This is a genomic window from Actinomadura macra NBRC 14102 (assembly GCF_001552215.1).
GTDB classification, from domain to species: domain Bacteria; phylum Actinomycetota; class Actinomycetes; order Streptosporangiales; family Streptosporangiaceae; genus Spirillospora; species Spirillospora macra.
Window position 1 is genome coordinate 293,026 of the sequence record NZ_BCQT01000002.1, and the last position, 23,276, is coordinate 316,301.

Annotated in this window: 25 protein-coding genes and 1 tRNA gene; 10 read left to right on the plus strand and 16 right to left on the minus strand. The window is 70.5% G+C overall.

Annotation, left to right across the window (positions count from 1 at the left end; genetic code table 11):
- Nucleotides 1-64 precede the first annotated feature (64 nt).
- Nucleotides 65-832 (plus strand): MerR family transcriptional regulator, encoded by a 768-nt coding sequence (locus AMA02S_RS02580; protein WP_067450859.1) that lies wholly within the window; start codon nucleotides 65-67, stop codon nucleotides 830-832.
- Nucleotides 833-836: 4 nt separating this feature from the next.
- Here AMA02S_RS02580 and AMA02S_RS02585 read toward each other — a convergent pair whose 3' ends face one another.
- A complete protein-coding gene (locus AMA02S_RS02585; RefSeq protein ID WP_067450862.1) occupies nucleotides 837-2,687 on the minus strand; it encodes an RNA polymerase sigma factor in 1,851 nt (616 codons plus the stop codon).
- A gap of 212 nt (nucleotides 2,688-2,899) precedes the next feature.
- Here AMA02S_RS02585 and AMA02S_RS02590 point away from each other — a divergent pair, with 212 nt between their 5' ends.
- Together AMA02S_RS02590 and AMA02S_RS41270 are read left to right on the plus strand one after the other, a co-directional pair.
- The gene (locus AMA02S_RS02590) at nucleotides 2,900-3,154 is read left to right on the plus strand and encodes a hypothetical protein (RefSeq protein ID WP_067450865.1); all 255 of its coding nucleotides are present in this window, start codon (nucleotides 2,900-2,902) and stop codon (nucleotides 3,152-3,154) included.
- A 234-nt stretch (nucleotides 3,155-3,388) separates the two neighbouring features.
- Nucleotides 3,389-3,592 carry a hypothetical protein gene (locus AMA02S_RS41270; protein ID WP_157430332.1) on the plus strand — a complete coding sequence of 68 codons (204 nt, stop codon included), beginning with the start codon at nucleotides 3,389-3,391 and terminating at the stop codon, nucleotides 3,590-3,592.
- Between the two features lie 183 nt (nucleotides 3,593-3,775).
- On the opposite strand, the gene AMA02S_RS02595 is transcribed toward AMA02S_RS41270, so the two are convergent.
- The gene (locus AMA02S_RS02595) at nucleotides 3,776-4,273 is read right to left on the minus strand and encodes a SigE family RNA polymerase sigma factor (protein ID WP_084264457.1); all 498 of its coding nucleotides are present in this window, start codon (nucleotides 4,271-4,273) and stop codon (nucleotides 3,776-3,778) included.
- Nucleotides 4,274-4,611: 338 nt separating this feature from the next.
- Between AMA02S_RS02595 and AMA02S_RS02600 the strand changes: the two genes are divergently transcribed.
- Nucleotides 4,612-5,637, plus strand: coding sequence for a hypothetical protein (locus AMA02S_RS02600; protein ID WP_245667315.1), 1,026 nt, complete (start codon nucleotides 4,612-4,614; stop codon nucleotides 5,635-5,637).
- The gene (locus AMA02S_RS02605; protein WP_067450870.1) at nucleotides 5,631-6,482 is read left to right on the plus strand and encodes a MauE/DoxX family redox-associated membrane protein; all 852 of its coding nucleotides are present in this window, start codon (nucleotides 5,631-5,633) and stop codon (nucleotides 6,480-6,482) included. The genes AMA02S_RS02600 and AMA02S_RS02605 overlap by 7 nt, the downstream gene beginning before the upstream one ends.
- A gap of 347 nt (nucleotides 6,483-6,829) precedes the next feature.
- Here AMA02S_RS02605 and AMA02S_RS02610 read toward each other — a convergent pair whose 3' ends face one another.
- Both AMA02S_RS02610 and AMA02S_RS02615 read right to left on the minus strand, forming a co-directional pair.
- Nucleotides 6,830-8,023, minus strand: a complete 1,194-nt coding sequence (locus AMA02S_RS02610) for an ATP-binding protein (protein ID WP_067450873.1) — start codon at nucleotides 8,021-8,023, stop codon at nucleotides 6,830-6,832.
- A 247-nt stretch (nucleotides 8,024-8,270) separates the two neighbouring features.
- Nucleotides 8,271-9,284, minus strand: coding sequence for a pirin family protein (locus AMA02S_RS02615; protein ID WP_067450876.1), 1,014 nt, complete (start codon nucleotides 9,282-9,284; stop codon nucleotides 8,271-8,273).
- Nucleotides 9,285-9,484: 200 nt separating this feature from the next.
- Here AMA02S_RS02615 and AMA02S_RS02620 point away from each other — a divergent pair, with 200 nt between their 5' ends.
- Entirely contained in the window at nucleotides 9,485-9,946 is a 462-nt protein-coding gene (locus tag AMA02S_RS02620; RefSeq protein WP_067450879.1) for a MarR family winged helix-turn-helix transcriptional regulator, read from the plus strand.
- Here AMA02S_RS02620 and AMA02S_RS02625 read toward each other — a convergent pair.
- The gene (locus AMA02S_RS02625) at nucleotides 9,936-10,361 is read right to left on the minus strand and encodes a hypothetical protein (RefSeq protein ID WP_067451529.1); all 426 of its coding nucleotides are present in this window, start codon (nucleotides 10,359-10,361) and stop codon (nucleotides 9,936-9,938) included. The two genes, AMA02S_RS02620 and AMA02S_RS02625, sit on opposite strands and share 11 nt — an antisense overlap.
- 161 nt (nucleotides 10,362-10,522) lie before the next feature.
- Between AMA02S_RS02625 and AMA02S_RS02630 the strand changes: the two genes are divergently transcribed.
- Nucleotides 10,523-11,269 carry a M15 family metallopeptidase gene (locus tag AMA02S_RS02630; RefSeq protein ID WP_067450882.1) on the plus strand — a complete coding sequence of 249 codons (747 nt, stop codon included), beginning with the start codon at nucleotides 10,523-10,525 and terminating at the stop codon, nucleotides 11,267-11,269.
- A 102-nt stretch (nucleotides 11,270-11,371) separates the two neighbouring features.
- A complete protein-coding gene (locus AMA02S_RS02635; protein ID WP_067450885.1) occupies nucleotides 11,372-11,764 on the plus strand; it encodes a hypothetical protein in 393 nt (130 codons plus the stop codon).
- Between the two features lie 30 nt (nucleotides 11,765-11,794).
- On the opposite strand, the gene AMA02S_RS42745 is transcribed toward AMA02S_RS02635, so the two are convergent.
- The 5 genes from AMA02S_RS42745 to AMA02S_RS43885 all read right to left on the minus strand — a co-directional run bounded on the left by AMA02S_RS42745 (nucleotide 11,795) and on the right by AMA02S_RS43885 (nucleotide 15,184).
- On the minus strand, nucleotides 11,795-11,962 hold the full coding sequence (locus tag AMA02S_RS42745) for a hypothetical protein (RefSeq protein ID WP_169806761.1): 168 nt from the start codon (nucleotides 11,960-11,962) through the stop codon (nucleotides 11,795-11,797).
- Nucleotides 11,963-12,052: 90 nt separating this feature from the next.
- Nucleotides 12,053-12,144, minus strand: a tRNA-Ser gene (locus AMA02S_RS02645).
- Nucleotides 12,145-12,203: 59 nt separating this feature from the next.
- Nucleotides 12,204-12,632, minus strand: a complete 429-nt coding sequence (locus tag AMA02S_RS41275) for a hypothetical protein (protein WP_157430333.1) — start codon at nucleotides 12,630-12,632, stop codon at nucleotides 12,204-12,206.
- A 26-nt stretch (nucleotides 12,633-12,658) separates the two neighbouring features.
- Nucleotides 12,659-13,033, minus strand: a complete 375-nt coding sequence (locus AMA02S_RS02655) for a cupin domain-containing protein (protein ID WP_067450894.1) — start codon at nucleotides 13,031-13,033, stop codon at nucleotides 12,659-12,661.
- A 54-nt stretch (nucleotides 13,034-13,087) separates the two neighbouring features.
- Complete coding sequence (locus tag AMA02S_RS43885) at nucleotides 13,088-15,184, minus strand: MinD/ParA family ATP-binding protein (RefSeq protein WP_245667316.1); 2,097 nt, start codon at nucleotides 15,182-15,184, stop codon at nucleotides 13,088-13,090.
- Nucleotides 15,185-15,338: 154 nt separating this feature from the next.
- Here AMA02S_RS43885 and AMA02S_RS02665 point away from each other — a divergent pair, with 154 nt between their 5' ends.
- Together AMA02S_RS02665 and AMA02S_RS02670 are read left to right on the plus strand one after the other, a co-directional pair.
- Nucleotides 15,339-16,295, plus strand: a complete 957-nt coding sequence (locus tag AMA02S_RS02665; RefSeq protein ID WP_067450897.1) for an NAD(P)H-quinone oxidoreductase — start codon at nucleotides 15,339-15,341, stop codon at nucleotides 16,293-16,295.
- Nucleotides 16,296-16,308: 13 nt separating this feature from the next.
- Entirely contained in the window at nucleotides 16,309-16,851 is a 543-nt protein-coding gene (locus AMA02S_RS02670) for a bacterial proteasome activator family protein (RefSeq protein ID WP_067450900.1), read from the plus strand.
- Nucleotides 16,852-17,071: 220 nt separating this feature from the next.
- Here the strand turns inward: AMA02S_RS02670 and AMA02S_RS02675 are convergent, their stop codons facing one another.
- The 6 genes from AMA02S_RS02675 to AMA02S_RS02700 all read right to left on the minus strand — a co-directional run bounded on the left by AMA02S_RS02675 (nucleotide 17,072) and on the right by AMA02S_RS02700 (nucleotide 23,143).
- A complete protein-coding gene (locus AMA02S_RS02675; protein WP_067450903.1) occupies nucleotides 17,072-17,875 on the minus strand; it encodes an HAD family hydrolase in 804 nt (267 codons plus the stop codon).
- 104 nt (nucleotides 17,876-17,979) lie between these two features.
- A complete protein-coding gene (serS, locus tag AMA02S_RS02680) occupies nucleotides 17,980-19,239 on the minus strand; it encodes a serine--tRNA ligase (protein WP_067450906.1) in 1,260 nt (419 codons plus the stop codon).
- Nucleotides 19,240-19,329: 90 nt separating this feature from the next.
- The gene (locus AMA02S_RS02685; protein ID WP_067450909.1) at nucleotides 19,330-20,136 is read right to left on the minus strand and encodes a class I SAM-dependent methyltransferase; all 807 of its coding nucleotides are present in this window, start codon (nucleotides 20,134-20,136) and stop codon (nucleotides 19,330-19,332) included.
- Between the two features lie 17 nt (nucleotides 20,137-20,153).
- On the minus strand, nucleotides 20,154-21,083 hold the full coding sequence (gene pheA / locus AMA02S_RS02690; protein WP_067450912.1) for a prephenate dehydratase: 930 nt from the start codon (nucleotides 21,081-21,083) through the stop codon (nucleotides 20,154-20,156).
- A 210-nt stretch (nucleotides 21,084-21,293) separates the two neighbouring features.
- Complete coding sequence (locus tag AMA02S_RS02695; protein ID WP_067450915.1) at nucleotides 21,294-21,752, minus strand: DUF4446 family protein; 459 nt, start codon at nucleotides 21,750-21,752, stop codon at nucleotides 21,294-21,296.
- A complete protein-coding gene (locus tag AMA02S_RS02700) occupies nucleotides 21,752-23,143 on the minus strand; it encodes a glycosyltransferase 87 family protein (RefSeq protein ID WP_084264459.1) in 1,392 nt (463 codons plus the stop codon). Before AMA02S_RS02700 ends, AMA02S_RS02695 begins: the two co-directional genes overlap by 1 nt.
- Nucleotides 23,144-23,276: the final 133 nt, after the last annotated feature.

Genomic DNA, 23,276 nt, shown 5'->3' on the forward strand with positions numbered 1-23,276 from the left:
ATGTCACAATAGTGCCGGAGTAAGATCACTGCGGTCAAGGTGGGACGAGTCCGGCGGGCGGGGCATGGCCGAGTACCGAATCGACGACCTGGCGCGGGCGTCCGGGAGCACCGTGCGCAACATCCGCGCCTACCAGGACCGGGGCCTGCTGCCCCCGCCCCGCCTCGCGGGCCGGGTCGGATGGTATGACGACTCGCACCTGGCCCGGCTGCGGCTGATCGGTAAGCTGCTCGGCCGGGGCTACACGTTCGCGATCATCAAGGACCTGCTGTCGGCGTGGGAGACGGGGCGCGACGTCGGCGACGTCCTCGGTCTGGAGAAGGTCCTCACCGAACCGTGGTCGGACGAGATCCCCGGCACCGCGACCGAAGAGGAGCTCGTCGCGATCTTCGGGACCGGCCTGGACGAGGATGAGATCGCCCGCTTCCAGCGGCGGACCGTCGAGATCGGGCTGATCGAGCCGGCCGGCGACCACTTCCGGGTGCCGAGCCCGCGGCTGCTGCACGTGGGTGCGGAACTGGTCGCGGCGGGCATCCCGCTCGACTCGGTGCTCGACATCGCCGCGCGGATCCGCGACGACTGCGACGTGATCGCCGGACGGTTCGTGGATCTCGTCCAGGAGCACGTCTTCCGGCGGCTGGACGAGCAACCGGTGCCCACCGGCGAGGAGATCGCCGAGATCGCCGACGTGGTCCGGCGGATGCGCCCGCTGGTGAAGATGGTCGTGGATCCGTTCATCGCCCGCGCGATGGAGGCCCGCGTCCAGGCGGCGCTCGGCGAGCAACTCGAAACGATCAGGGACCATCTCGCCGGTGCGGACGAGGCGTCGTAGCCCCCTAGAGGATGGTGGCGCCCCAGGCGACGGGCACGGCGTGCTCGGTCCCCTCGGCGTCCTTGAAGGTGAGGGTTCCCTTGCCGGGCAGGCCGATCAGTGTGGTGCGGAGGGTCAATGTCAGCTCGACCGTGCCGTCCTTGGGCATACCGCCCTGCGTCTGCGACAGGATGAGCTGGTTGGTGGACGTCATCGCCGTCCAGGTCACGGGTCCGCTCCGGGCCGCCAGCCGGACCCTCGCCGTCTTGGTCCCGCGGAACTCGATCTTCGCCGGGGCGACCACGAGAACACCGGTGGGGGGCTGGGCCGGCGGGGACGGCGAGGACGACGTGGGCGGCGACGGCGAGGGCCCCGTCGGGCTGGTCGGCTCCTGGTCATCGGTCTGAGGACGGACGGGAGGCGCCCCCTGAGGTCCGGGCCCCCCGCCCCGCGGGCCCGCGGCGTTGTGGGGATCGTCGTGCCCGGAGCCGCCGTGCGGCTTCTGATGGGTGATCGACGGCTGCGGATGCGTCCGGAACGGGGGCCAGGACAGCGAGTTGCCGCCGATGCCGGACCCCATGGCGAACACGGCCACGAGCGCGGCCACGAGCGCCCCGGCCATCCCGCCTCCGGTGAACAGCCACCGGCGGGTGAACGGCGAGGGCACGTCCGGCTGGCTCGGCAGGCCCTCGGGGGTGAGTGTGCCGCCGCGGGCGGCGATGTCCGCCCGGTATCCCGCCAGCTCGGGGTCGGTGGCCGTGTGCATGACGCGATGGCGCAGCGCCGCGGGCAGCACCGGCGCCGGTGCCCTCTTGAGCAGCGCGACGGCGCGGACCTGGCCGCGTCGCCGGCAGCCCGGGCACTCGGCGGCGTGCGCGTCGAGCTCCAGGTCACCGGTCGGGCCGGACGCCGAGGTGTCCGAACCGGGCATCTCGCCTCGCCGGTGGAACGTCTGCCACAGCGCGGCGGAGAGCGGCCCTCGGTGCACGTCCGTGCCGTGACGCTCGGGCGGCTGCTCTGCCGACGAACCGGCGGTCCGCCCAGCGGACTCGTCGTCGGGCTCGCCCGGACCGGTACCGGTGGGCGGCTTCTTCGCCGCGGCGGCCACTCCCGCGAGCGGCTCGGAGGACGAGCGGCCCGGACGCGCCGGAGCTCCGGTCCCGGTCGGGCCGCGGGCGGCCAGGACCGCGACGGCCGTCGGCCGCGCCTCCGGATCAGGCCCGGGGGATCCGGCGGACTCGACGGAACCGGCGGTGCCTCCAGGCCCGCCCGAACCGGCGACACAAGCGAGGATGGTACCGCGGAGCTCCGCCATCAGGGCGGCCTCCATGGACTCACGGCCCCGGCGGATCCGTACCGCGGCGCGGCGGGGCGACAGCCCGAGGGTCGCACCGAGCCGTGCGGGGTGCAGACCGTGTCGGAAGGCCAGCAGCACGACCTCCCGGTCGACCGGGTCCAGCGGAGCGAGCGCGGCCTGGAGCAGGTCGTGCAGTTCCTCGGACGGCGGCCAGTCCGGGACGGGCTCGTCGGAGTCGGTGCGGTCAAGGAGGGGGACGTCGGAGAACTCGCCGTCCCGATCCCAGTACAGCGTGCTCACGCGGCCACGGCGGATGCAGCGGCGGCGGACCGCGCCGTACAGCCAGGAGCTCAGGTGCAGGTGGTCACGCATGCGCGGCGCGCGGCGGCAGGCGTCGATGAACGTGTCGTGGACGATTCCGGCGGCGACCTTCTCGTCCGCGGTCATCGACAGGCCGTAGTCGTAGAGACGCTCGCCGTACTCGTCGTAGAGCGCAGCCAGGGCCGCCTTGTCGCCTTCGTTCAGCCCCTTGACCAACTTGCGGTCGGCGGTGGCATCAGAGGGGGACACCTTGGACATACACGCTCCCCGGCACCGGCGTGGAAGTCCGCCCCCAGAGGGGTCTTCCGGACAATCAGCCCACCTTGCATACACCCACCCACCCCTCGAACACCACATGATCCCCGAAAACGACATCGACTGTGACCTTGGGGTGAGATGCCGCGCCACTGTGTGACGACAAAGCACCAGATTCGAGTCATTTTCCAGACCGAGGATGTTATCTTGGTACCATGGTAACGGTTCATCGCGTCCAGACCGGGCTGCGCATCGAGCGAGATGTCCTGAAAGTCCTTAAGGGGCTGGCGGAGTATCTGGACATCTCACTCGGCGACCTCGTCGAGGGCATCGCGCTGCACGCCTTCGAGGGCCGTACACCCTTCTCGGTCGAGACTCTCGGCAAGATCGAGCAGCTCAAGGACGTCTACGGCCTGGAACTCACCGCCGCCGACGCCCACCGGCTTACCGACGGAAAGGGCCCACGATGACGAGCCTCCCGTCGCCCGGCGTCCGGCGTCCGGCGTCCGGCGTCGGCGAAGGATGACCGGCCGGATCGACATCGGACTGCCCCCCGAAAGGGCGTTCCCGCTCTTCACTCCCCGCGGCGAGGAACGCTGTGCGCCCGGCTGGCATCCCCGCTTCCCCGCACTGACCGTTGACGACACCGAGCCGGGGACGGTCTTCGAGACCGTCCGGGACGGAATCCGACGACCTGGGTGGTCGTGGCGCGCGACCACGGCCGCCACATCTCCTACGCCCGGGCCACACCAGGACACCGCACCGGCACGGTGACCGTCCGCCTCGCCGACGACGGCTCGGCCGGGGTGACCTATGACCTCACCGGAGCCGCCCAGGACATCGACGCCTGCGCAGCCAGCCATCGTGGAACCTGCCCGGGTCCTCGTCCCGGGGGTAGGCGCCGGTGACCCCGGCCCCCGGATCTCGATCTCCCCGACAGCCGCCCCGTCCTCGGCCAGCACCACGTCCAATGCACGCAGAGTAAGAAGACGCATGCCGAAACGGATCGAACTCACCTAAGGAACCGCCCCCAGGTAAACACCGAGAAGACGGCGAGCCACCCAGTCTGGGGGCTGGGGGTCGCCCTCCGATCAACTCGATTCCTCCCAGTAAAAGTCATTGCGGAGTTTGGTCATGGCTCGGGAGACGGTGCTCTTTACTGTTCCGATGCTGACGCCGAGGACTTTGGCGATCTCGGCTTCGGAAATGTCCTCGTAGTAGCGGAGCATGACGGCGAGTCGCTGTCGTTCGGGGAGGCGGCGGAGCGCGCGGCCGAGGGCGTCGTGGAGTTCGCTGCGGCGGGTGTGGTCGTCGACGGGGCTGTCGGGGAGCTCGTCGGTGGGGTAGATCTCCAGCTTGCGGCGGCGCCACCAGGAGATTTGGGTGTTGACCATGGCGCGGCGGACGTAACCGTCGATGGCGGCGCGGTCGTTGATGCGGTCCCAGGCGAGGTAGGTCTTGGCGAGGGCGGCCTGAAGGAGGTCCTCTGCCTCGGTGTGGTCGCTGGTCAGCCGGGTGGCCGCACGCAGCAGGGCGGGCCCGCGGTCCGCCATGTACTCGCGGAACTCCTCGTGCCGCGTCCTGTTCACATCACCACCGAACCAGGGGTTGTGGAGCCGCCGGGCCTTTACTGATCTTGACTGCGGGCGACTCCCGGTACAGTTGACGATCGCAGTCAGAGCGTAATTACGGGTCTACTGTAAACATATTTTCGGGTCAACCAGTGCATAATCTTCTACCGACGTTGAGGGATCGTCCTCCGTCCAGCGACTTATCGCGACAAATCCGTCGACTGTGGGGTCACGGCGCGTGAAGCTTGACTCGCCGTCCTAACAGTTGTGGCCGCGAGTTGAAGATGGATGCCGGAGTCCCCGCCATGCCGCTACCCAGCCCCCGTGCAGCGAGGCGTCGCCGACACCGCGAGGCCGTGCTCGGAGCGGTCCCGCACGCGGGGCTCCCGGAGCGGTACGGGCCTGCGCTGGACGTCGTGACCGGGATGATCCTCGACGCCAGCCCGCACCTGCTCGTGCTGCGCACCGCCGGGCTGGACGGCGGCGAGGTGCGGCTGCCGATGTCGGAGGCGACGACGGTCTGGTACGGCGGGCGCGGGGGCCTCGCCGCACTTCGGCCAGGTCGTGAGGCGATCGTGCGGCCGAGGGGCGACGGGCTCGGCGCCGATCGGATCTGGGTGGACATCGGACGGGTCACCGGCACGATCCTGGCGTGCGGGAGGGACACCGTGGAGGTGGACATGGGACCGCACCGAGGGCAAGCCCATGTGGTGGTCCCCCCGCACGCCCTCGGCCGGGTGCTGGTGCGGCATCCACGGTTGGAGCCCGGCTACCTGATCGACGTGATCTGTGTCCGGTCGGCGAGCGGCCCGAGGGCGGTGCGTCCCGGTACGTCCCAGCCCGGCTATCGGGCCGACGACCTTGCGGCGCCCGAGGCGGCCGCGCCCGTCCCGGACGCACCGCACGGGACGGCCACCTGGTTCGGTTTCCTCGGCACCGACCTGACGGGTCCGCTGGGCGGCCATGACGAGGGCACCTGGTCCCACGCCGGGCAGAGGGGGCCCGGCGTAGGCCAGGAGGCCTTCGCGGGTCTGGCGTATCCGGCGGTGGATTCCGAGGGCGACGCCGGGGGGTGTGTGGACGCGCCGTCTGGTTGTGTCGCGGTGCCCTACCTGTCGCTTGGCAGCGAGGTCACCGTCCACAACGAGTGCAGCGGACGGGCCGCGACACTGCCGGTGGTCGAGTGCGGTTGCACCGCGGCCCGCTACTGCGACCGGTGCGTGGAGTGCGGGACGTCCCCACGCGGGCGGATCGTCGAGCTGACGCCCGCCGCCTTCGTCGGCCTCGGCGGTGATCTGGAGGCTGGGTGCTTCAACGCGGTCGTGCGCCCCCGTGTGCCGGCGGCGGGCGCGGCGGTTCTCAGGAGGGCGGGACGATGGTGACGTCGATCCAGAACACGCAGGTGCTGCTGCTGGCGGCGGTCCTCCTGGCGGCGTGCCTGGCGAAGCTGACCGTCCGCGAGCACGTGGCGGACGCTCCGGACCACGTGCACGGGGTGCCGGTACCCGCCGGGCTCGCCCGGTTGACGGCGCTGCGCCGTAGCCGGGGTCTGAATGTGGGGCTCGGCCTCGGTGAGGGTGTCCTCGGGCTGGCGATGCTGGTGACCTCGCACTTGTCGGTGAGGTTGGCGACAACGGTCGCGTTCGCCGCCGCCACCTGGGTGGTCGGTGAGTTGCGGGTCCATCGGCCGGACGCAGGGTGCGGGTGTTTCGGCGGGCTGAGCGGTAAGCGGGTCGGCATGCGCAGCGTGCTGCGGGCCGTGCTGTTCACCGCCGCCGCGGTCGCCTCGCTCGGGGCGCCGCTCGCCGGGTTCCAGGTGCTGCGGGACGTTCAGGCGCAGGTCGGGCTGTTGCTGCTCATGGAGCTCGCGCTGTTCGCCGCGCTGTCGCCCGAGTTGTCGGTGCTGCTGGAGCGGGGCGGGCTACCGGGTGGGCGGGGTCGTCCGGCGATGCCGTGCGCGCGGCGCCGCAGCCCGCTCGCGGAGACGTACGCGACGCTGTACAAGAGCCGGGTCTGGCTGTCGTACGAGAACGTTGTCACCAGTGCGGTCCCTCTTGACGTGTGGCGGGAGGGCTGCTGGCGGTTCGTGTCCTTCCCCGCCCGCTTGGGTGAGCGCGACATGGAGATCGTGTTCGCCGTGTCGACCGCCGAGCGCGACCGGACGGTCCGGGCGGCGCTCGTGCAGCCGGATGAGGCGATGACCGGTCTGCTCTCTGCCGTTCTCTAGCACCATCTTGGACACGTCCAAGATGGTGCTAGAGAACGCTCATGTCTGTGGGGGCGGGTCGCCGCCGGGGAGGACCGGGCATGGCATCGAGGCGGTCACTGCTTCACGCCACCTCTATTGGGCTTCCTATTCTTGTGCCTAGAAAGGCGTATAGAGAGCCAGAGGCATGATGATGAAAATCTATGGCTCTCTACGCTGGACGCTAGAAAGCCGAATAGTGTGCGGACGTCAGCGTTCGATGCAGCTCTCTACAGCTCTCTAGCCCCTCGACTAGAAAGCTGTAGAAATCGGTGACGAGGTAGTGGCGGTGGTAGACAGCAGTGAGGCGGCAGGGTCGAGCGGACTGATCAGGCGGGCTGGGAGCGGAGGAACTTGCCGAAGTGCGGCACCGTGAACGCGACCATGCCGCGCTCGGCGCTGTAGATGAGACCTTTCTTGATGAGCCCGTCGCGGGCGGGTGAGAGGCTGGACGGCTTGCGGCCCAGCTCGTCCGCCACGGCGGCGGTGGGCACGGGGTCGTCGCCCAGCCCGGCCATCGCGCGCATGTAGTCGCGCTCGGCCGGGGTGGCGCGCTCGTAGCGGCTGCCGAAGAAACCGACCGCGAGTTCGCTCTCGGCCTCCGGGGCGGCGACCTTGATGTCGTCGACGGTGATGGGGGTGTCGGGTGCGACGTCCCAGACGACCTTGGCGTACGCCTGGACGAAGTAGGGGTAGCCGTCGGCGGCGCCGTACAACGCGTCGAGGGCGTCCTCGGTGAAGGTGACCTCTTCGCGCTCGGCCGGGGCGAGCAGCGCGACGTCTGCTGATTCCCGGTCGAGCCGGTCGATGCGGGCGTACCGGAACAGCCGCTCGGAGTAGGACTTGCTGGCCGACAGGACGGCCGGCAGGTGGGGCAGTCCGGCACCCACGACGATCAGCGGGCCGCCGACCTGCGACAGTTCGTGGCAGGCGGCGCAGAGGGCGGACACGTCGTCGGCGGGGATGTCCTGCATCTCGTCGACGAACAGGGCGATGCCGGCGCCGACGTCCGTCGCGACGGACGCCGCGTCCACGAACAGCTCCGTGAGGTCGATCTCCAGGTCGCCGGAGTCGGCGCGTCCTCGGGTCGCGGGCACGTCGATGCCGGGTTGCCAGCGGTGCGCGCGCGCCTTCCCTTTCCCGGACGGCTCGGGACCGGCCTGCGCGAACGCCTTCAGCACGCCGAGGAACTCCTCGATCCGGTCGGGCGCACGGTGCCGGGGCGCCAGCTCCCGGACGGCCATGTGCAGCGCCGAGGCCACCGGCCGCCGGATCGACTGGTCGGGCCGCGCCTCGATCTTGCCGGTGCCCCACAGTCGCTGGATCGCCATCGAGCGGAACGCGTTGAGCAGCACGGTCTTGCCCACCCCGCGCAGCCCAGTGATGATCATGCTGCGTTCGGGGCGGCCGCGGGCCACCCGTTCGAGCACGACCTCGAACTGCTTCAGCTCGCGGTCGCGGCCGGCCAGCTCGGGGGGACGCTGCCCGGCCCCGGGGGCGTAGGGATTGCGTACGGGGTCCACGCTCTCGGACTCTATGAGGCGATATAGCTGAGGCCGTAGATTTGCGTAGAAACCGCTGCGGCGTGTCGCGGCGGGGCAGGTCGTGGCTCGCCGGTTGGGGAGAGCCTGTTCCGTGGCCATCGTCGCCACCATGGCGCCTCCCGGGGCGAACGCGTTCGAACGGGCCAGTCGAACCTCTGTTCGACTATTCGAACACACTAGCGTATGGCGCCCGTCCCGTCACCCGGACACCGCAACTGAACGGCGTTCAGCGCCCGAGCGTCTCGTCCTCCGATGTCTGGTGCGGCAACTTGGCCGCCGGAATCGTCCCCATGCGCCCGGCTTGGAAGTCCTCGAACGCCTGGACGATCTCCTCGCGGGTGTTCATCACGAACGGCCCGTACCGCGCGACCGGTTCCCTGATGGGCAGGCCGCCGAGGACGAGGATCTCCCACCCTTGCGCGCTGCCCTGCGGCTGGAGGTCCGCCGCGCGCACGACGAGCCCGTCGCCGGTGCCCTTGTGGTGCGAACCCGCGAAGATCGCGAGCTGGCCCTCCTCCACCCCGGCCTGCTCGACACCGGCCGTGCCACGTCCGGACAGGACGTACACCAGCGCGTTGAATTCGCGTGGCCAGGGCAGTGTCAGCCGGGCGCCGGGGGCGACGGTCGCGTGCAGGTAGTTGATCGGCGTGTACGTGACGCCCGGCCCGTCGTACCCGGCGAGCGACCCCGCGATCACGCGGACGAGGGACGAGCCGTCGTCGGCGGCGAGCAGCTTCACGTCCCGCGCCTCGATGTCCTGGTATCGCGGTTCGACCCATTTCTGGGCGCGCGGCAGGTTCACCCACAGCTGGACGCCGTGGAACAGGCCGCCCTTGGCGACGAGGTCCGGTGGCGGCTGCTCGATGTGCTGGATTCCGGACGCGGCGGTCATCCACTGGGTGGCGCCGTCCGAGATCAGACCGCCGCCGCCGGTGGTGTCCTGGTGCTGGAAGGCGCCGTCGATGATGTAGGTGACCGTTTCGAAGCCCCGGTGCGGGTGCCACGGTGTGCCTTTGGCCTCCCCTGGCGCGTACTCCACCGCGCCCATGTGGTCGAGCAGGAGGAACGGGTCGGCCAGGGACAGGTCGATGCCGGGGAACGGACGTCGCACCTGGAAGCCCTCGCCCTCGACGTGACGCTTCGCGGTCACGACCTTCGCGACGCGGCGCCAGTCCGTGTCGCCTTCCGACAGCAGGGGCAGGCGGGGCAGGGTCAGCGGGTTGGCCGTCACTGCGGGCATGGGTGCCTCCCTTGGTTTCGTGGCCGTCCCCGTCCGTACCAGGGGCGGTCTCACCGTGCTCGCTCCGGCTGGAGCGGCGCCCGTTCCAACATAGTTGATGCTTCAACTATTTCCTCCGCCGACGCCCGCGGGTAGCGTCGCTCCCACGATGACGCCTACCGAAGTTAGTTGAACCTTCAACAATGTCGTATACTCTCACCATGAGTGAACCACGCTGGCTCGATGCCACCCAGCAGCGCCATTGGCGGGCCTACGTCGACGGCAGCGTCCGGCTCACCGAGATCATGGACCGCGACCTCAAGACCAAGCACGGGCTGTCGGTGTCGGAGTACGAGATCCTCGTCCGGCTCTCCGAGGCCCCCGAGCGCCGGCTGCGGATGGCCGAGCTCGCCGACAACGCCAGCCAGTCGCGCAGCCGCCTGTCCCACACCTGCTCGCGCCTGGAGTCCAAGGGCCTGGTCATGCGCGACAGCTGCCCGAACGACAAGCGCGGCGTCTTCGCCCACCTCACCGACGCGGGCTTCGCCGCGCTCGAACGCGCCGCCCGCGACCACGTCGAGACCGTCCGCACCTACCTCATCGACGTCGTCGAGCCGAACGACCTCGAAGCGATCGGTCGCGCGTTCAGCGCCGTCCTCAAGCGCATGGGCGCTACAGGGTGACGCTGAGGCCGGTGAGGAAGCCGACCGACACCAGCGTCAGGAACACCCAGGCGAGCATCATGCCGACGCCGAAGGGTTTCCACCGCCCGCCGACCTTCCAGACCAGCAGCCCGCCGAGCCCGAACGCCAGGACGAGCAGCGTCACGAACTGAGGGAGCAGGCTCGGACGCCTGCTCATCATCAGCGGCGCCCACATCATCACGGCGTCGACGAACACGAACATCCCGAAACCCGCCGCGGTCGCGCCGATGTCCCGGCTGCCGAGCGCCCGTGCGCGCTCCGCGAAATCCTGCGCCCGCGCCGAATCCAGGCGAATACGCGGCTGTGCCTGCCCTTGCTCGACCTCCACATTGTGCGCGACGGCAAAGATGTCGTCTTCGAGGCTCGGAAAGTCCCTCTCCTGAGGATCCGCCATGCCGGCTCCCTGGGGCCGGTGGACACCGGAAGACATGCCCGGCGGGTAGACGACGTCGTCGACGCGTCCGCCCCGGCCCCGTTCGGCGAACACGCCCTCCTTCGCACGTTAGCGAATCCAAGGTCCAACGCGAAGGGCACCCGACGTGCGATCCTGCAAAGATGCCAGGCAGAGGGCCCATTCGTACCACGACGTTCACGGCCGCGTTCATCGTCGCGACGTGCGCCATGACCGGATGCGGCGGGGGATCGGACAAGCCCGCGCAGAGCGGGTCGGCGACCCCGCCCACCGCGACCGCCACCGCCACCCCGAGCGCGTCCGCCACGGAGACCGCGCCGCAGGGCTTCCAGTCCCAGATCAAGAGGGTCACGGCCGCGGACCTCAAGTACTCCTGGCGCAAGGGCTGCCCGGTCGCGCCGTCCGGGCTGCGGATGATCGAGATGACCTACTGGGGCATGGACGACAAGACGCACCCGGGCGGAAAGCTCGTCGTCAACGCCAGGGCGGCCCGCGACCTGGTCAAGGTCTTCAAGCGGCTGTACGACATCCGCTATCCGATCCGCCGCATGGAACCGGTCGACGTCTACAAGGGCAGCGACTTCGACTCGATCGAGGCCGACAACACCTCCGCCTTCAACTGCCGCAACGCGACCGGTTCGACCTCCTTCTCCCAGCACGCCTACGGCCTCGCGGTCGACATCAACACCTGCGAGAACCCCTACGTCTACGCCGACGGTCGTGTCGCCCACAAGGACTGCGTGAAATACAAGAACCGCAAGAGCCGCGCCCCCGGCGTCATCCACGCCGGCGACAAGGTCGTCAAGGCATTCGCCTCGATCGGCTGGGGCTGGGGCGGCGAATGGAGCGGCGCCAAGGACTACCAGCACTTCTCCAGCTCCGGCCGCTGACAAGCAGTCCGGCTACGAGGTGACGACGTTCGGCCTTGAGGGCGGCAAGGACGAGCAGACGCTGACCCGGATCAAGCGCAGGATCAGGCCGCCTGCGAGCAGGTGCCGCAGGACGGCGTGCTGCTCGTCTACTCGGCGCGCAAGCAGGCCGAGGGCTGGCGCACCGGACTGGGCGGCCTGACGGCTCTGCTGAGCGCGGTATTGATCGTCAAAGGCCGGGACAACATCACCACGCTGGCGCCCGGGTACCGGTGGGCCGTCGTGCTGCTGCTCGGCCTGGCGCTGGTGATGCTGGTGACGGCGACTCTGCTGGCGGTGCGTGCGGCGTCGGGGCGTCCGGGGCAGGAGATCTTGCGCGCCGGGGAGGCGCTGCGGGAATGGACGCGTGCGGAGCTTCGACGGATCTCCCGGGCGGTCCGCCGCGCCGCGTGGCTTGCCACGCTGGCCATCGCGTGCGTGGCGGTGGCGATTCGCCCTGTCGCCGAATGCAAATGAGATGGCCTGGCCGAGGGTGCGAGGGCTCGATCACATCAGCATGAGGGCGACAACGATGATCGCCACGATGGCGACCACGGCGACGATGCCGACGATGAGGGCCAGGCTGGGGCCTGCGGACTTGTCGGGCTGCCCCTGGCTCGCGAAGGTCTTGAACTGGTGGGTGGTACCGGCCGGGTCGTTCGGTGTCTCGGACATGCCGAAGAGGGTAACGGACGGATCCATGCCGCTTCGTGGGCATTCGTCCGATCGGCCGCCCCTGGCCGTACGCGTCCCGCCGCAGCTCTCTGGCGGAGAGTGTGGGATTCGAACCCACGAGGACTGTCCCCAGCCCTGGGCGCTTTCAAGGCGCCTGCACTAGTCCACTATGCGAACTCTCCAGATGACCACCGCCCACGATAGCGGTCACGGACACCACCATCGACCGCATAATCAGGGTTCAGGCAAGGGTGACGATGGCATACGAGTACTCGCACCGGCACGGTCCCTCATCGGGGACGAACTTCATCGTCGTCGCGCCCTGCCTTTGGTCCCGCCGGGACGGCCTGTAGGCCGTGACCCGCACGGGGATGTTGGCCAAAGCGCGCGCGTCCCGCTGATCGAGGATCACCTGTAGCGCGCCCGTGTCGGTCAGGGAGCACGCCACCCGTCCACAGTCCGCCGCCCGGCGAGGGACACCAATGACCTGACATGGCTGATCGCCGACGCACAGCCGCAGACGCCAGCCGTCCCCCGGAAGGGCGGTCACTCCGGTGACCGTGACCATCGCCGGCGGTCGGCACGGCGAGCAGATCACCTGACCGCCGGACGAGGACGAGCATCCCGCGCACACCGCCAGCGCGGCCGCGCCCAGCGCTCGGTTGATCATGGACGCTTAGACGCCCCCGGCGGCCCTCACGGTTCCCTGCCGTCTGGGACGGCGTAGCCGGGAATCGAGGGCCAGCGGACGGTCATGACGACCGACTCCTCCTCGGCGTGCCAGGAGTGGTCGACGCCGCGTCCCCACACGACGTAGTCGCCCTGCTCGGTCAGCAGGACGTCGCGCTCCGGGAACTCCATCCGGAACCGGCCGCTGATCAGGACGAGCAGCGCGATGCGCTTCTCGCCGCTGGTCCATCGGGCACGCCGTTCGCCCTTCGGATGGACGCCCCACTTGATCTCGACCTCGTCGCTGTGCCGGAGGTCGCCGGGAGGCTTGAAGTGCCCGAGCAGCCAGCCGCGATCACTGGCGGCGTCCGGCGCCGCCTTCCCCACGTACACGTCCACCACGGGCGAGACTCTAGCGTCCGGGCGGCGAGGAACGTTCCGCCGGCCGCGGGACGGTCAGGGTCCCTCCGGACGGGGATGGGCGAAGCCGTCGCCGACCACGGCGGCCAGGGTCAGGTACGCCTCGCGTGTCGCCGGGGCGAGCTGCTCCAACTCCACCTCGGCGCCCTCCTCCAGATGGTCGTCGTAGGGGATGCGCACGACCGCGCGGCAGCGGCTCTCGAAGTGGGCCTGGAGCTTGTCGAGGTCGACCTGGCTGCGGGTGCGGTTGCGGACCATCGACAGCACCACCACGCCGTTACGGACGAGGTGGCCGTGGTCGTGCGCCTCCAGCCAGTCCAGGGTCGCGCTCGCGGAGCGGGCACCGTCCACCGACGGGGAGCTGACCAGGACGAGCTGGTCGGCCAGGCTCAGCACGCCCGCCATCGCCGAATGCAGCAGGCCCGTCCCGCAGTCGGTGATGCAGATCGAGTAGTACTGCTCCAGGACGACCGCCACGGCCGCGTAGTCCTCGGCGCTGAACGCCTCGCTGACGGCCGGGTCGCGGTCGGACGCCAGAACCTCCAGACGAGCGACGTTCTGCGAGGTGAAGGCGCGGACGTCGGCGTACCGGTGGATCTTATCCCGGCTGTTCAGCAGGTCCCGGACGGTCGCGGCCGTCTCCAGCTTGACCTTGTCCGACAGCGTGCCGCGGTCGGGGTTCGCGTCCACCGCGATGACCCGGTCGCCGCGGAACGAGCCGAGCATCGAACCGAGACCCGTCGTGGTCGTGGTCTTGCCCACGCCGCCCTTCAGCGACATCACGGCCACCCGGTGGTGCCCGCCCGCCACGGTCGTCCGAGCCCGCGCGATCAGATCCTTGCGGCGCAGGTCACCCTGCGACTCGCCCGGGTGGATGCTCCCTGCGGTGGCCTTGTAGACGGCGCGCCGCCAGCCCGAGGACGGTGCGATCCGCCGCTCGCCGAGCAGGTTCTCGGAGCTGAGGCTCTCGGAGCTCTGCGGATCCGGCTGCGGCTGCCCCGGGTACGGGCTTTGCGGTGCTCCGGGGGGTTGGCCTGGCATCTGCTGATAGGCGCCGGGTTGCCCCTGCGGGCCGTAGGCGTAGCCCTGGTGAGGCGGTCCAACCTCGGCGCCGGGTACAGCCTGCGGAAGCGCTTGCCCGGTGTTCGGGTCGTACGCGTAGCCCTGCTGTGCCGCCGCATTCGGGTCCTGCGGCGCGTACGGCTGCCCCGCCGCGTTGGGGTTCTGCCCGTACGGTTGCCCCGCGGTGCCGGGGCCCGGTGCGTACGGCTGCCCGGTGTTCGGGTCGAGCGGCGGGTACGGCTGCCCGGCGTTCGGGTCTTGGGCGTAGCGCTGCTGTTGTCCCGCGGGCGGACTGGGCGGCGGGTACTGCCCGCCGGCCCCGTTGACGTCCTGCTGGAAGGGCTGCCCGCTGTTCGGGTCGATCGGAGGGAACTGGCCGACGGCGGTCGTCTCCTGCGCGTACGGCTGGCCGGCGTTCGGGTCCTGTGGCGGGTACTGCTGGCCGGTGGCGGCGCTGGGATCCTGTGCGTACGGCGGCGGCCCGCTGTTCGGGTCAGGTCCGACGAACTGGTTGGGCATGTAGGGCGGGAGCTGGTCGAGCGGAGGCGCGGCCTCGCCGTTGGCGGTGGTCTCGTAGGACTGCGGGCCCGTTTCCCAGGGCTGCTGCTGTCCGTAGGGCGACTGCTGAGGCTGGGTGGCAGGGGAGCCGGTGCTGGCAGGCGCGGGGGGAGCGGGAGGCGCGGAGGGCGGCTGATCGTAGTCCTGGTATCCGGCGTACGGCGGGGGAAGCATGCCCCCCTCGAACGGCTGGGGCATCGGGCCGCCCTCGTAGGGCCGGCCGTCGAACGGAGGCGGTGCGGGGAAGGCCGGGGGTCCCTGGTCCTGTGCTTCGCCTTGCGAAGGCTGTTCCTGGGGCGGGCCGAAGTTCTCCGGGGGGCCTTGGAAGGCGGGCGGGGCGGCCAGCCACGGGTTGCCGTTCTGGTCGAGGGTCTGCTCGCCTTCCTGCACAGCGGGCCGCTCGGGGGAGGGCTCGCCCTCGGCGGCGGGCCGACCTGCCGTCTCCCCGCTCATCGCGTCCAGAGAGGCCAGCCGCTCCTCCAGGGAACGCCCGTCGTGCTCGTTCCTTGCCACCGTTTCTCCCCTCGGCACCTCTGACGATCACTTGCGGAGCAGGTAGGCGAAAGGCCCCCAGGCAGGATACCTGTGTGCCAATACCACGCATCCCGCGCGTAGATCCACATTGGTGAAGGAACGTCAGTTCCGGGTGGCCGGTAGCGTGATCGGTATGCATGCGATCGTGATCCGCGAACCGGGAGACGCCGAGGTCCTCGAATGGACGGACGTGCCGGACCCGGCCGTGCAGCCGGGCGAGGTACTGATCGAGGTGGCGGCAAGTGCGGTCAACCGCGCGGACGTCATGCAGCGCCTGGGGCTGTATCCGCCCCCCGAGGGCGCTCCCCCGTACCCGGGACTGGAGGTGTCGGGGCGGGTCGCCGAGGTCGGTCCGGACGTGACGGGGCTGAAGGCCGGGGACGAGGTGTGCGCGCTGCTGGCCGGGGGAGGGTACGCCGAACGGGTGACCGTCCCCGCGACCCAGGTGCTTCCGGTGCCCCGCGGGGTGGACGTGGTGGACGCGGCCGGGCTGCCGGAGGTGGCGTGCACAGTGTGGTCGAACGTCTTCATGCTCGGCGGGCTGTCCGCCGGGGAGACGCTGCTGGTGCACGGCGGCGGCAGCGGGATCGGGACGATGGCGATCCAGGTGGCCAAGGCGCGGGGCGCGCGTGTGGTGTGCACGGTGGGCAGCGCGGAGAAGGCGGCCCGGTGCCGGGAACTGGGCGCGGACCTCGTGGTGAACTACCGCGAGGAGGACTTCGTCGAAAGCGGCCCCTACGACGTGATCCTGGACCTGATGGGCGCCAAGTACCTGGCCCGGAACGTGGAGGCGCTGGCCACCGGCGGACGGCTGATGGTCATAGGCCTCCAGGGCGGCGCGCGGGCGGAGCTGGACCTTGGGAAGATGCTGCGGAAACGGGCGTTGGTGCACGCAACCAGCCTTCGGTCCCGTCCGTTGGAGGAGAAGGCACAGATCGTGGCGGCCGTCCACGAGCATCTGTGGCCGCTGCTGGCGTCGGGGGAGGTGCGCCCGGTCATCGACCAGAGGGTCCCGATGGCCGACGCGGCGCGCGCACACAGACTGCTCGAAGAGAGCGGTCACGTCGGCAAGATCCTGCTGACCGTGTGAGGATGAGAGGACTATGAACGAGCCTTCGAAGAACCAATCAGAACAGGAACCGCAGGTTCTCGTGGTAGGCCCGAACGGCATCGCGATCGAGGGCGCCGGGGACGGTGAGAGCGAGACCAAACCGATCACCGAGATGGTCGAGCAGCCCGCGAAGGTGATGCGGATCGGCGGGATGATCCGGCAACTCCTCGACGAGGTGAAGGCCGCCCCGCTGGACGAGGCGAGCCGCGCGCGCCTGCGGGAGATCCACAAGTCGTCCATCAAGGAGCTGGAGGACGGCCTCGCCCCCGAACTCGTCGAGGAGCTGGACAGGCTGTCCCTGCCCTTCACCGAGGGTGTCGTGCCGAGCGAGTCCGAGCTGCGGATCGCACAGGCACAGCTCGTCGGCTGGCTGGAGGGCCTCTTCCACGGCATACAGACGACGCTCTTCGCCCAGCAGATGGCAGCGCGCGCACAGCTCGAACAGATGCGCCGCGCCCTGCCCGCGGGCATGGTCCCCCCAGGCGTAGAGGAAGAGCAGCCAGGCCCGCGCCACTCGTCCGGCCCCTACCTGTAAACCCCAGAAGCTGGAAGCCGCGCCGGGCGGGATGCCTCACCCGTCACGCGAACGCCGCTATCAGCCTGGTGGGACACCCCACCAGGCTGATAGCGAAGAACAAGCCGCTGCGTGCAGGCACAGAATCCCCCAGCAGCACCGGCGAGAGGGAAGGCGCCGAGCCGCGCAGCCGGGGGGTATGGGGGGTCGCCCCCCCAATAAGAACCAGCCCCCCAATAAACTACGGAAAGAGGCGTTCGACGATCTCGGCGACGCCGTCGTCGTCGTTGCGGGACGTGGTGTGCGTGACCGCCGCGAGGACGAGGGGGTGCGCGTTGGCTACGCCGTACGAGGTTCCTGCCCAGGTGAGCATCGGCAGGTCGTTGGGCATGTCACCGAAGGCGACGACCTCGTCGGAGGGGATGTCGTGTTCGCTGCACAGGGCCGCCAGCGCGGTGGCCTTGGTGACGCCCTGGGCGCTCATCTCCAGCAGACCGCGGCCGGACGAGTGGGTCACGGTGACGAGGTCCCCGACCGCCTGCACGGCCTTTTCCACGAGCGGATCGGGGTCGGCGTCGGGGTGGAACGCCAGCAGCTTGGTGCCGCCCCGGCTGACGAGTTCCTCGCCGTCCACGGGGCGTCCGCCCAGGGCCGTGGCGTCCCAGCGGCCGAGGCCGTAGCGTGTCTCGAACACGAAACCGTGCGGGTATTCGACGGCGAAGCGCAGCTCGGGGGAGATCGTGCGGAGTCGCTGCACCGCCTCCGCGAGCACGTCGGGGGTGATCTCGTGGGCGCGGATGACGGCTTCGGTGTGCAGGTCGTAGACCACGGCGCCGTTGGCGCAGATGGCGACGCCGCGGTGGTCCACGGCGGCGGCGATCTCGGTCATCCAGCGCGGTGGGCGGCCGGTGACCATGACGAGCATCGCTCCGGCGCGTTCCACCCGGGCGAGGGCGGCCACGGTGCGGGCGGAGATCGTCCCGTCGGAGCGCACGATCGTGCCGTCGAGGTCGGTGGCGATCAGGCGCGGCGAGGACTCGGACATGTCACCTTCCAGTGCGACTTGGACACACCTTAGGCGACATGCTCCTGGTTACGACGACGGGCCCGCCCCCGAAGGGACGGGCCCGAACACCGTCGGACGGCGGCTCAGCGTTTGACGGGCTCCAGGATCTCCAGGCCCAGAAACTTCTGGAGCGCCTCCGGGACGCGGACCGAGCCGTCCGGCCGCTGGTGGTTCTCCAGGATCGCGACGATCCAGCGGGTGGTGGCGAGCGTCCCGTTCAGCGTCGCGACCGGCTGGTTCTTGCCGTCGGCGTCGCGGTGCCGGACGGACAGGCGCCGGGCCTGGAACTCGGTGCAGTTGGACGTGGACGTGACCTCGCGGTAGGTGTCCTGCGTCGGGACCCACGCCTCGCAGTCGTACTTGCGGGCCGCGCTGGAACCGAGGTCGCCCGCCGCGACGTCGATCACCCGGTAGGGCAGCTCGACCTTCGCGAGCATCTCCTTCTCCCACTCCAGCAGCCGCAGGTGCTCGGCGTGGGCGTCGGCCGGGTCGCAGTAGGAGAACATCTCCACCTTGTCGAACTGGTGGACGCGGATGATGCCGCGCGTGTCCTTGCCGTAGGAGCCGGCCTCGCGGCGGAAGCACGACGACCACGCCACGTACCGTCGCGGCAGCTCGTCGATGATCTCGTTCATGTGGTAGGCGGCGAGCGGCACCTCGGAGGTGCCGACGAGGTACAGGTCCTCCTGGCGGAGCTGGTACACCTCCGCGGCGTGTGCACCGAGGAACCCGGTGCCCTCCATCGCCTCCGGCTTGACGAGCACCGGGGGGTACATCGGCACGAAACCCGCCGCGATGGCCTGTTCCATCGCGAGGTTCAGCAGCGCGTACTGGAGCCGCGCGCCGACGCCGGTCAGGTAGTAGAAGCGGGCGCCGGCGACCTTCGCGCCGCGTTCCATGTCGATGGCGCCGAGGCCCTCGCTCAGCTCCAGGTGGTCCTTGGGTTCGAAGTCGAACGCGGGTGGCTCGCCGATCGTCTCCAGGACGACGAAGTCCTGTTCGCCGCCGGGAGGCGCGCCCTCCTCGATGAGGTTGGGTATCCCCTTCAGCAACGTGTCGAGGTCTCCGCCGAGCCGGTCGGCCTCGGCTTCGGCGTCCTTGACCTGCTGCGCCAGTTCCTTCGCGCGGGTCAGCAGCGCCTGCCGCTCCTCGCCCTGCGCCTTGGACACCGACTTGCCGAAACTCTTCTGCTCGGAGCGCAGCTGCTCGAACGAGGTGAGCGCCGAGCGGCGCCTCCCGTCCAGGTCGAGCAGCCGGTCGACGACAGTGTCATCCTCGCCGCGGGCGCGCTGCGAGGCGCGCAGCCGCTCGGGATCCTCTCGAAGAGCTCGCAGGTCAATCACAGACCCGAGGCTACCGGCCCGGCACCCCGTCCGCGCGCGGGTATCGCCGTTCCGGACGGACCGCGACGCCCGGCGGGACGGCGTCCCCGGTCAGCGGGCTGCGCCGGCCAGCAGCGCGTGTGCGGGAAGGGCGACCTTTCCGTCCGCCACCGCGTACCCGGCGATGATCCGGTCGTATTCCGTCTTGATCCGCTCGACGGTCGCGGCGTCCTGGCGGCCGACGATGACGCCGTTGGTGCCGACCCTGGACAGCGCGCCCGTCTCCCACCACACCTCGGGGTCGACGACGTGCTCCCACGTCACCTCGTCGACGGTGACGTCGGTGAAGCCCGCCCCGGCCACCAGGCGGCGGAACGCCGTGGTCTCGCCGTGTTCCAGGAACGGCGGCTGCGGGATGTCGTCCGGCCACGGCACCCCGGCCGCCTCGATCGCCTCGCGGACGATCGCGAGCGCCCCGCTGCCGGGCATGACCCAGCAGCTCAGCGCCAGCCGGCCGGCCGGCCGCAACACCCGCCGCAGCTCCGCCAGGACGACCTCGGGCGCTCCCACATGGTTGATCACGAAGTTGCCGGCGACCGCGTCGAACGAGGCGTCGGGGAACGGCACGTCCGGCAGGATCGCGACCCGCACGTCCAGCCCGGGGACGTTCCTGCGCGCCGTGTCGGCCATGTCGGGGTCCGCGTCGATCGCCGCGACCGTGGCGCCGCGCCCGGTCGCGGCGGCGGACACGATGCCGGGGCCGGTGCCGACGTCCAGGAGCCGCGTGCCGTCCGTGACGCCCGCCGTGTCCAGCAGGGGACCGACCAGGTAGCGGGTCACGTGCGCGAATCCCCGCTCGTACGCGGGCGCGCGGCCGGCCCACAGCTCCCGCTCGTAAAGATCGAAGTCCTTGGCCATCCCGGCAGGGTAGCCCGCTAGCCGCGGATGGACTCCAGCCATGTGGACGCCTCGATGAAGTCGTCGTCGTGGGTGCCGCGGCGGATCTCCGGGCGGACCTGGTCGGCGCGGGCGTAGGAGCCGACGAAGCGGACGTCGGCGCACACGCGGCGCAGGCCCATCAGTGCCTCGCCGACGCGGGCGTCGGCGACATGGCCCTCGAAGTCCATCCAGAACAGGTAGGAGCCGAGGCCGGCGCCGGTCGGACGGGACTGGATCAGCGTCAGGTTGATGCCGCGGACGGAGAACTCGGTGAGGATCTCCAGCAGGGCGCCCGGGTGGTCCTCGCCGATGAACGCGACGACGGTCGTGCGGTCGGTGCCGGTGGGCGGGGGCGGGGCGCAGGGGCGGCGCAGGGCGATGAACCGGGTGACCGCGTCGGCGACGTCGTGGATGTCCTCGGCGAGGACGGACAGGCCGTAGCGGGCGGCGGCGAACGAGCCGGCGAGGGCCGCGTCGTAGTGTCCGTCGGCGACGTGCTGGGCGGCCTCGGCGTTGGACGTGGCGGCGTGCCACTCGGCGTCGGGGACGTGCCCGGCGAGCCAGCGGCGGCACTGCGGCTGCGCGATGGGGTGCGAGGCGACGGACTTGACGTCGGCCATCTCGGTGCCGGGACGGACGAGCAGCGCGAACGACACCGGCAGATGGATCTCCGCGACGATCTGGAGGAGCTCACCGGTGGCCAGCTCGTCCAGCGTGGCGGGGACGGAGCCTTCGACGGAGTTCTCCAGCGCGACGACGGCGGAGTCGACCTCTTCGCGGCGCAACGCGTCCAGGACGGCGGGCACCGTCGCGTACGGGACGTGCTCGGCCTCAGCGGCGCCCGGGATCGACAGGAGCGCCGCCTCGGTGAACGTGCCGTGCGGGCCGAGGTAGGCGTAGCGTTCGGGCCTGCTGGCGTCGGTCACGTGGTCCCCCGGGGCTGTGGAAGCTGATGTGCGGCAGGGAAGGTGCTGTGACTGCCGAGTTTACTTGCCCCGGACTGGAAGGTTCCCGGCCGCACGTGCGTCTGATCGTCCGGCTCGATCGACCCGTCCGATCGGGCCTGTCCGTCCTGACCTTCCGCCTCGCCTGTCCGAGCGGGGTGCCCGATCGAGCGGACTGGTCAGGAGGCCAGGTCAGGCGCGGGCGGTTGAGGCGCGATCGCCGTTGCCATAGTCGGCGAGCGGGTCGTCCATGGACACGACCGGACCCTTGCCGAGCCGGGCCGCGCGCAGGGCCTGGTTCTCCTCGGGGGAGAGCATCTCGACGGGATGCCCCTCCTGGACGACCTTGGCGTAGGTCCGTGTCTCGGTCCGCCCGTTGATCGAGCTGATCACGACGCCGTCCCCCACGGCGTTGATCAGCGCGAGCGAGAAGGACCGGTGCCCGGACATCTCCTTGAGCGCGTCGTAGTGCACGATGGCGAGGTCGCGCATGGCGCGCTCGTCCACCGAGCCACTGGCGACCTGGAGCTGGCGCCTGAGCATTTCTCCGCACTCGTCCACGACCTGGTTGACCCTGTTGTGGGCCACCACCGCGATGGACAGTCCGGCCACCCCGGCGACCAGGCCGGCGACGGCCACCGCGACAAGCATCACGGGGCGAGCGTACCGACCTCGACGTCACGTTGCGAAGGATCCTCGTCACTGGGCCCGGGAAAGAGCCGTTTCACCAGCCATGTACCGAGGACGATCACCATCAGGATCGCGGCGGCGCCGAACGCGTCCTGGATCACACGGCCCCAGAAAACCGAGAAAAGCGAGTGGTCCGGGCCGATCAGTTTCGTCCCCCACCAGGGCAGGGGGAACAGGAAATAGGTCCAGACGACGGCGGCGATCAGACATCTTCGCGTGTCCCGTCCATCTCCGGCGAGGGCGCCGACAACCGGGATGATCCACACCAGGTGGTGGATCCATCCCACGGGGGACAGCAGGACCGACAGCAGCCCGACGATCGCGACCCCCGCCAGCAGCAGGCTGTAGGCGTCCGGGCCGGCGAGCCGGTCGGCGGCGGCGTAGTGGTCGGTGCCGCGGACGCGTCCGGTGAGGGAGGGCAGGCCCGCCTTCTCGTCCGCCCCGTAGGTGACGCGGCGTGCGGCCTTGAAACCGTAGTACGCCATGGCCAGGACGAGGACGAGCCACACCAGCGACCTGGCGGGCCCCTCGGGCAGGATCCGCGCGACGATCCCGTTGATCGCCTGGTTGGTGGTGCCGCTGACGCTGCCGGTCCGGTCGCCTCCCTGGAGCAGCGCGCCGAACCAGTAGTCGGCCGAGTCGGACGGCAGCAGCGCGAACGCGCCGAGCGTGGCGGCGGCGGCGGTCAGCAGCGCGTTGACCGCCGCGTCGCGCCGTCCGGTGATGAGGAAGTAGATGAGGAAGACACCCGGCACGAGCTTGATCGCCAGGGCGAGGCCGACGAGCATGCCGCGCGGCCAGCGGGCCGAGCGCGTGCAGCAGTCGGCCAGGCACAGCGCGAGCAGGAACAGCCCCACCTGCCCGAACCGGATCTGGTCGCGGACGGGATCGAGCCAGGCCATCGCCGCGACCAGGGCGCCGAGTGCGAGCGGCGTCCAGCGGCCCGCGCGGCGGACGAGGTCGCGGAAGGCGTACCAGACGGAGATCACCAGGGCGACGTACAGCAGGATCGTCCACACCCACTGCGCCGCGCGCCAGGGGAGCAGCGTGAACGGCACCGCCAGCACGGCCGCGAACGGGGGGTAGGTGAACGGCAGGAACTGCGGTGGCTGCGTCAGGACGTCGTACAGGGGCGCGCCGCGCAGTAGCGCGCGCCCGCCGTCCCGGTAGACCTCCAGGTCGACGAGCCTCTGGTCGGGCTGGTTGCCCAGCCACCGGGTGACGATCGGCGTCACCGCCACCACCGCGAGGGCGATCCCGGCCAGCAGGATCAGCAGATCCGGCGGCGTGCCCCACCGCCTCGCGGCGCGTGCGGGCTCGGCCCTTTCACGCGCACCACTGACTTCGCGCATGCCCTCATCCTGGCGTAAGTGGGACGCCGGCCCGTCCGGAGCAGACCGTTCCGGGCATGCAGGATATGCATCCGCGAACCCCTGCCGCGCCGCGCCTGTCGTCGCGTGGCGGCCCTGTGGCGGTCCCGTGGCG

Coding starts and splice junctions, on each gene's coding strand:
- AMA02S_RS02620 (WP_067450879.1), top strand. CDS start 9,485: ATGAGTGAACCACGCTGGCTCGATGCCACCCAGCAGCGCCATTGGCGG.
- AMA02S_RS02615 (WP_067450876.1), bottom strand. CDS start 9,284: ATGCCCGCAGTGACGGCCAACCCGCTGACCCTGCCCCGCCTGCCCCTG.
- AMA02S_RS02695 (WP_067450915.1), bottom strand. CDS start 21,752: ATGCTTGTCGCGGTGGCCGTCGCCGGCCTGGTCGCCGGGGTGGCCGGA.
- AMA02S_RS02700 (WP_084264459.1), bottom strand. CDS start 23,143: ATGCGCGAAGTCAGTGGTGCGCGTGAAAGGGCCGAGCCCGCACGCGCC.
- AMA02S_RS02670 (WP_067450900.1), top strand. CDS start 16,309: ATGAACGAGCCTTCGAAGAACCAATCAGAACAGGAACCGCAGGTTCTC.
- AMA02S_RS02630 (WP_067450882.1), top strand. CDS start 10,523: ATGCCAGGCAGAGGGCCCATTCGTACCACGACGTTCACGGCCGCGTTC.
- AMA02S_RS41275 (WP_157430333.1), bottom strand. CDS start 12,632: ATGATCAACCGAGCGCTGGGCGCGGCCGCGCTGGCGGTGTGCGCGGGA.
- AMA02S_RS02585 (WP_067450862.1), bottom strand. CDS start 2,687: ATGTCCAAGGTGTCCCCCTCTGATGCCACCGCCGACCGCAAGTTGGTC.
- AMA02S_RS02605 (WP_067450870.1), top strand. CDS start 5,631: ATGGTGACGTCGATCCAGAACACGCAGGTGCTGCTGCTGGCGGCGGTC.
- AMA02S_RS02675 (WP_067450903.1), bottom strand. CDS start 17,875: ATGTCCGAGTCCTCGCCGCGCCTGATCGCCACCGACCTCGACGGCACG.
- AMA02S_RS02590 (WP_067450865.1), top strand. CDS start 2,900: ATGGTAACGGTTCATCGCGTCCAGACCGGGCTGCGCATCGAGCGAGAT.
- AMA02S_RS02685 (WP_067450909.1), bottom strand. CDS start 20,136: ATGGCCAAGGACTTCGATCTTTACGAGCGGGAGCTGTGGGCCGGCCGC.
- AMA02S_RS02625 (WP_067451529.1), bottom strand. CDS start 10,361: ATGGCGGATCCTCAGGAGAGGGACTTTCCGAGCCTCGAAGACGACATC.
- AMA02S_RS02665 (WP_067450897.1), top strand. CDS start 15,339: ATGCATGCGATCGTGATCCGCGAACCGGGAGACGCCGAGGTCCTCGAA.
- AMA02S_RS02580 (WP_067450859.1), top strand. CDS start 65: ATGGCCGAGTACCGAATCGACGACCTGGCGCGGGCGTCCGGGAGCACC.
- AMA02S_RS42745 (WP_169806761.1), bottom strand. CDS start 11,962: ATGTCCGAGACACCGAACGACCCGGCCGGTACCACCCACCAGTTCAAG.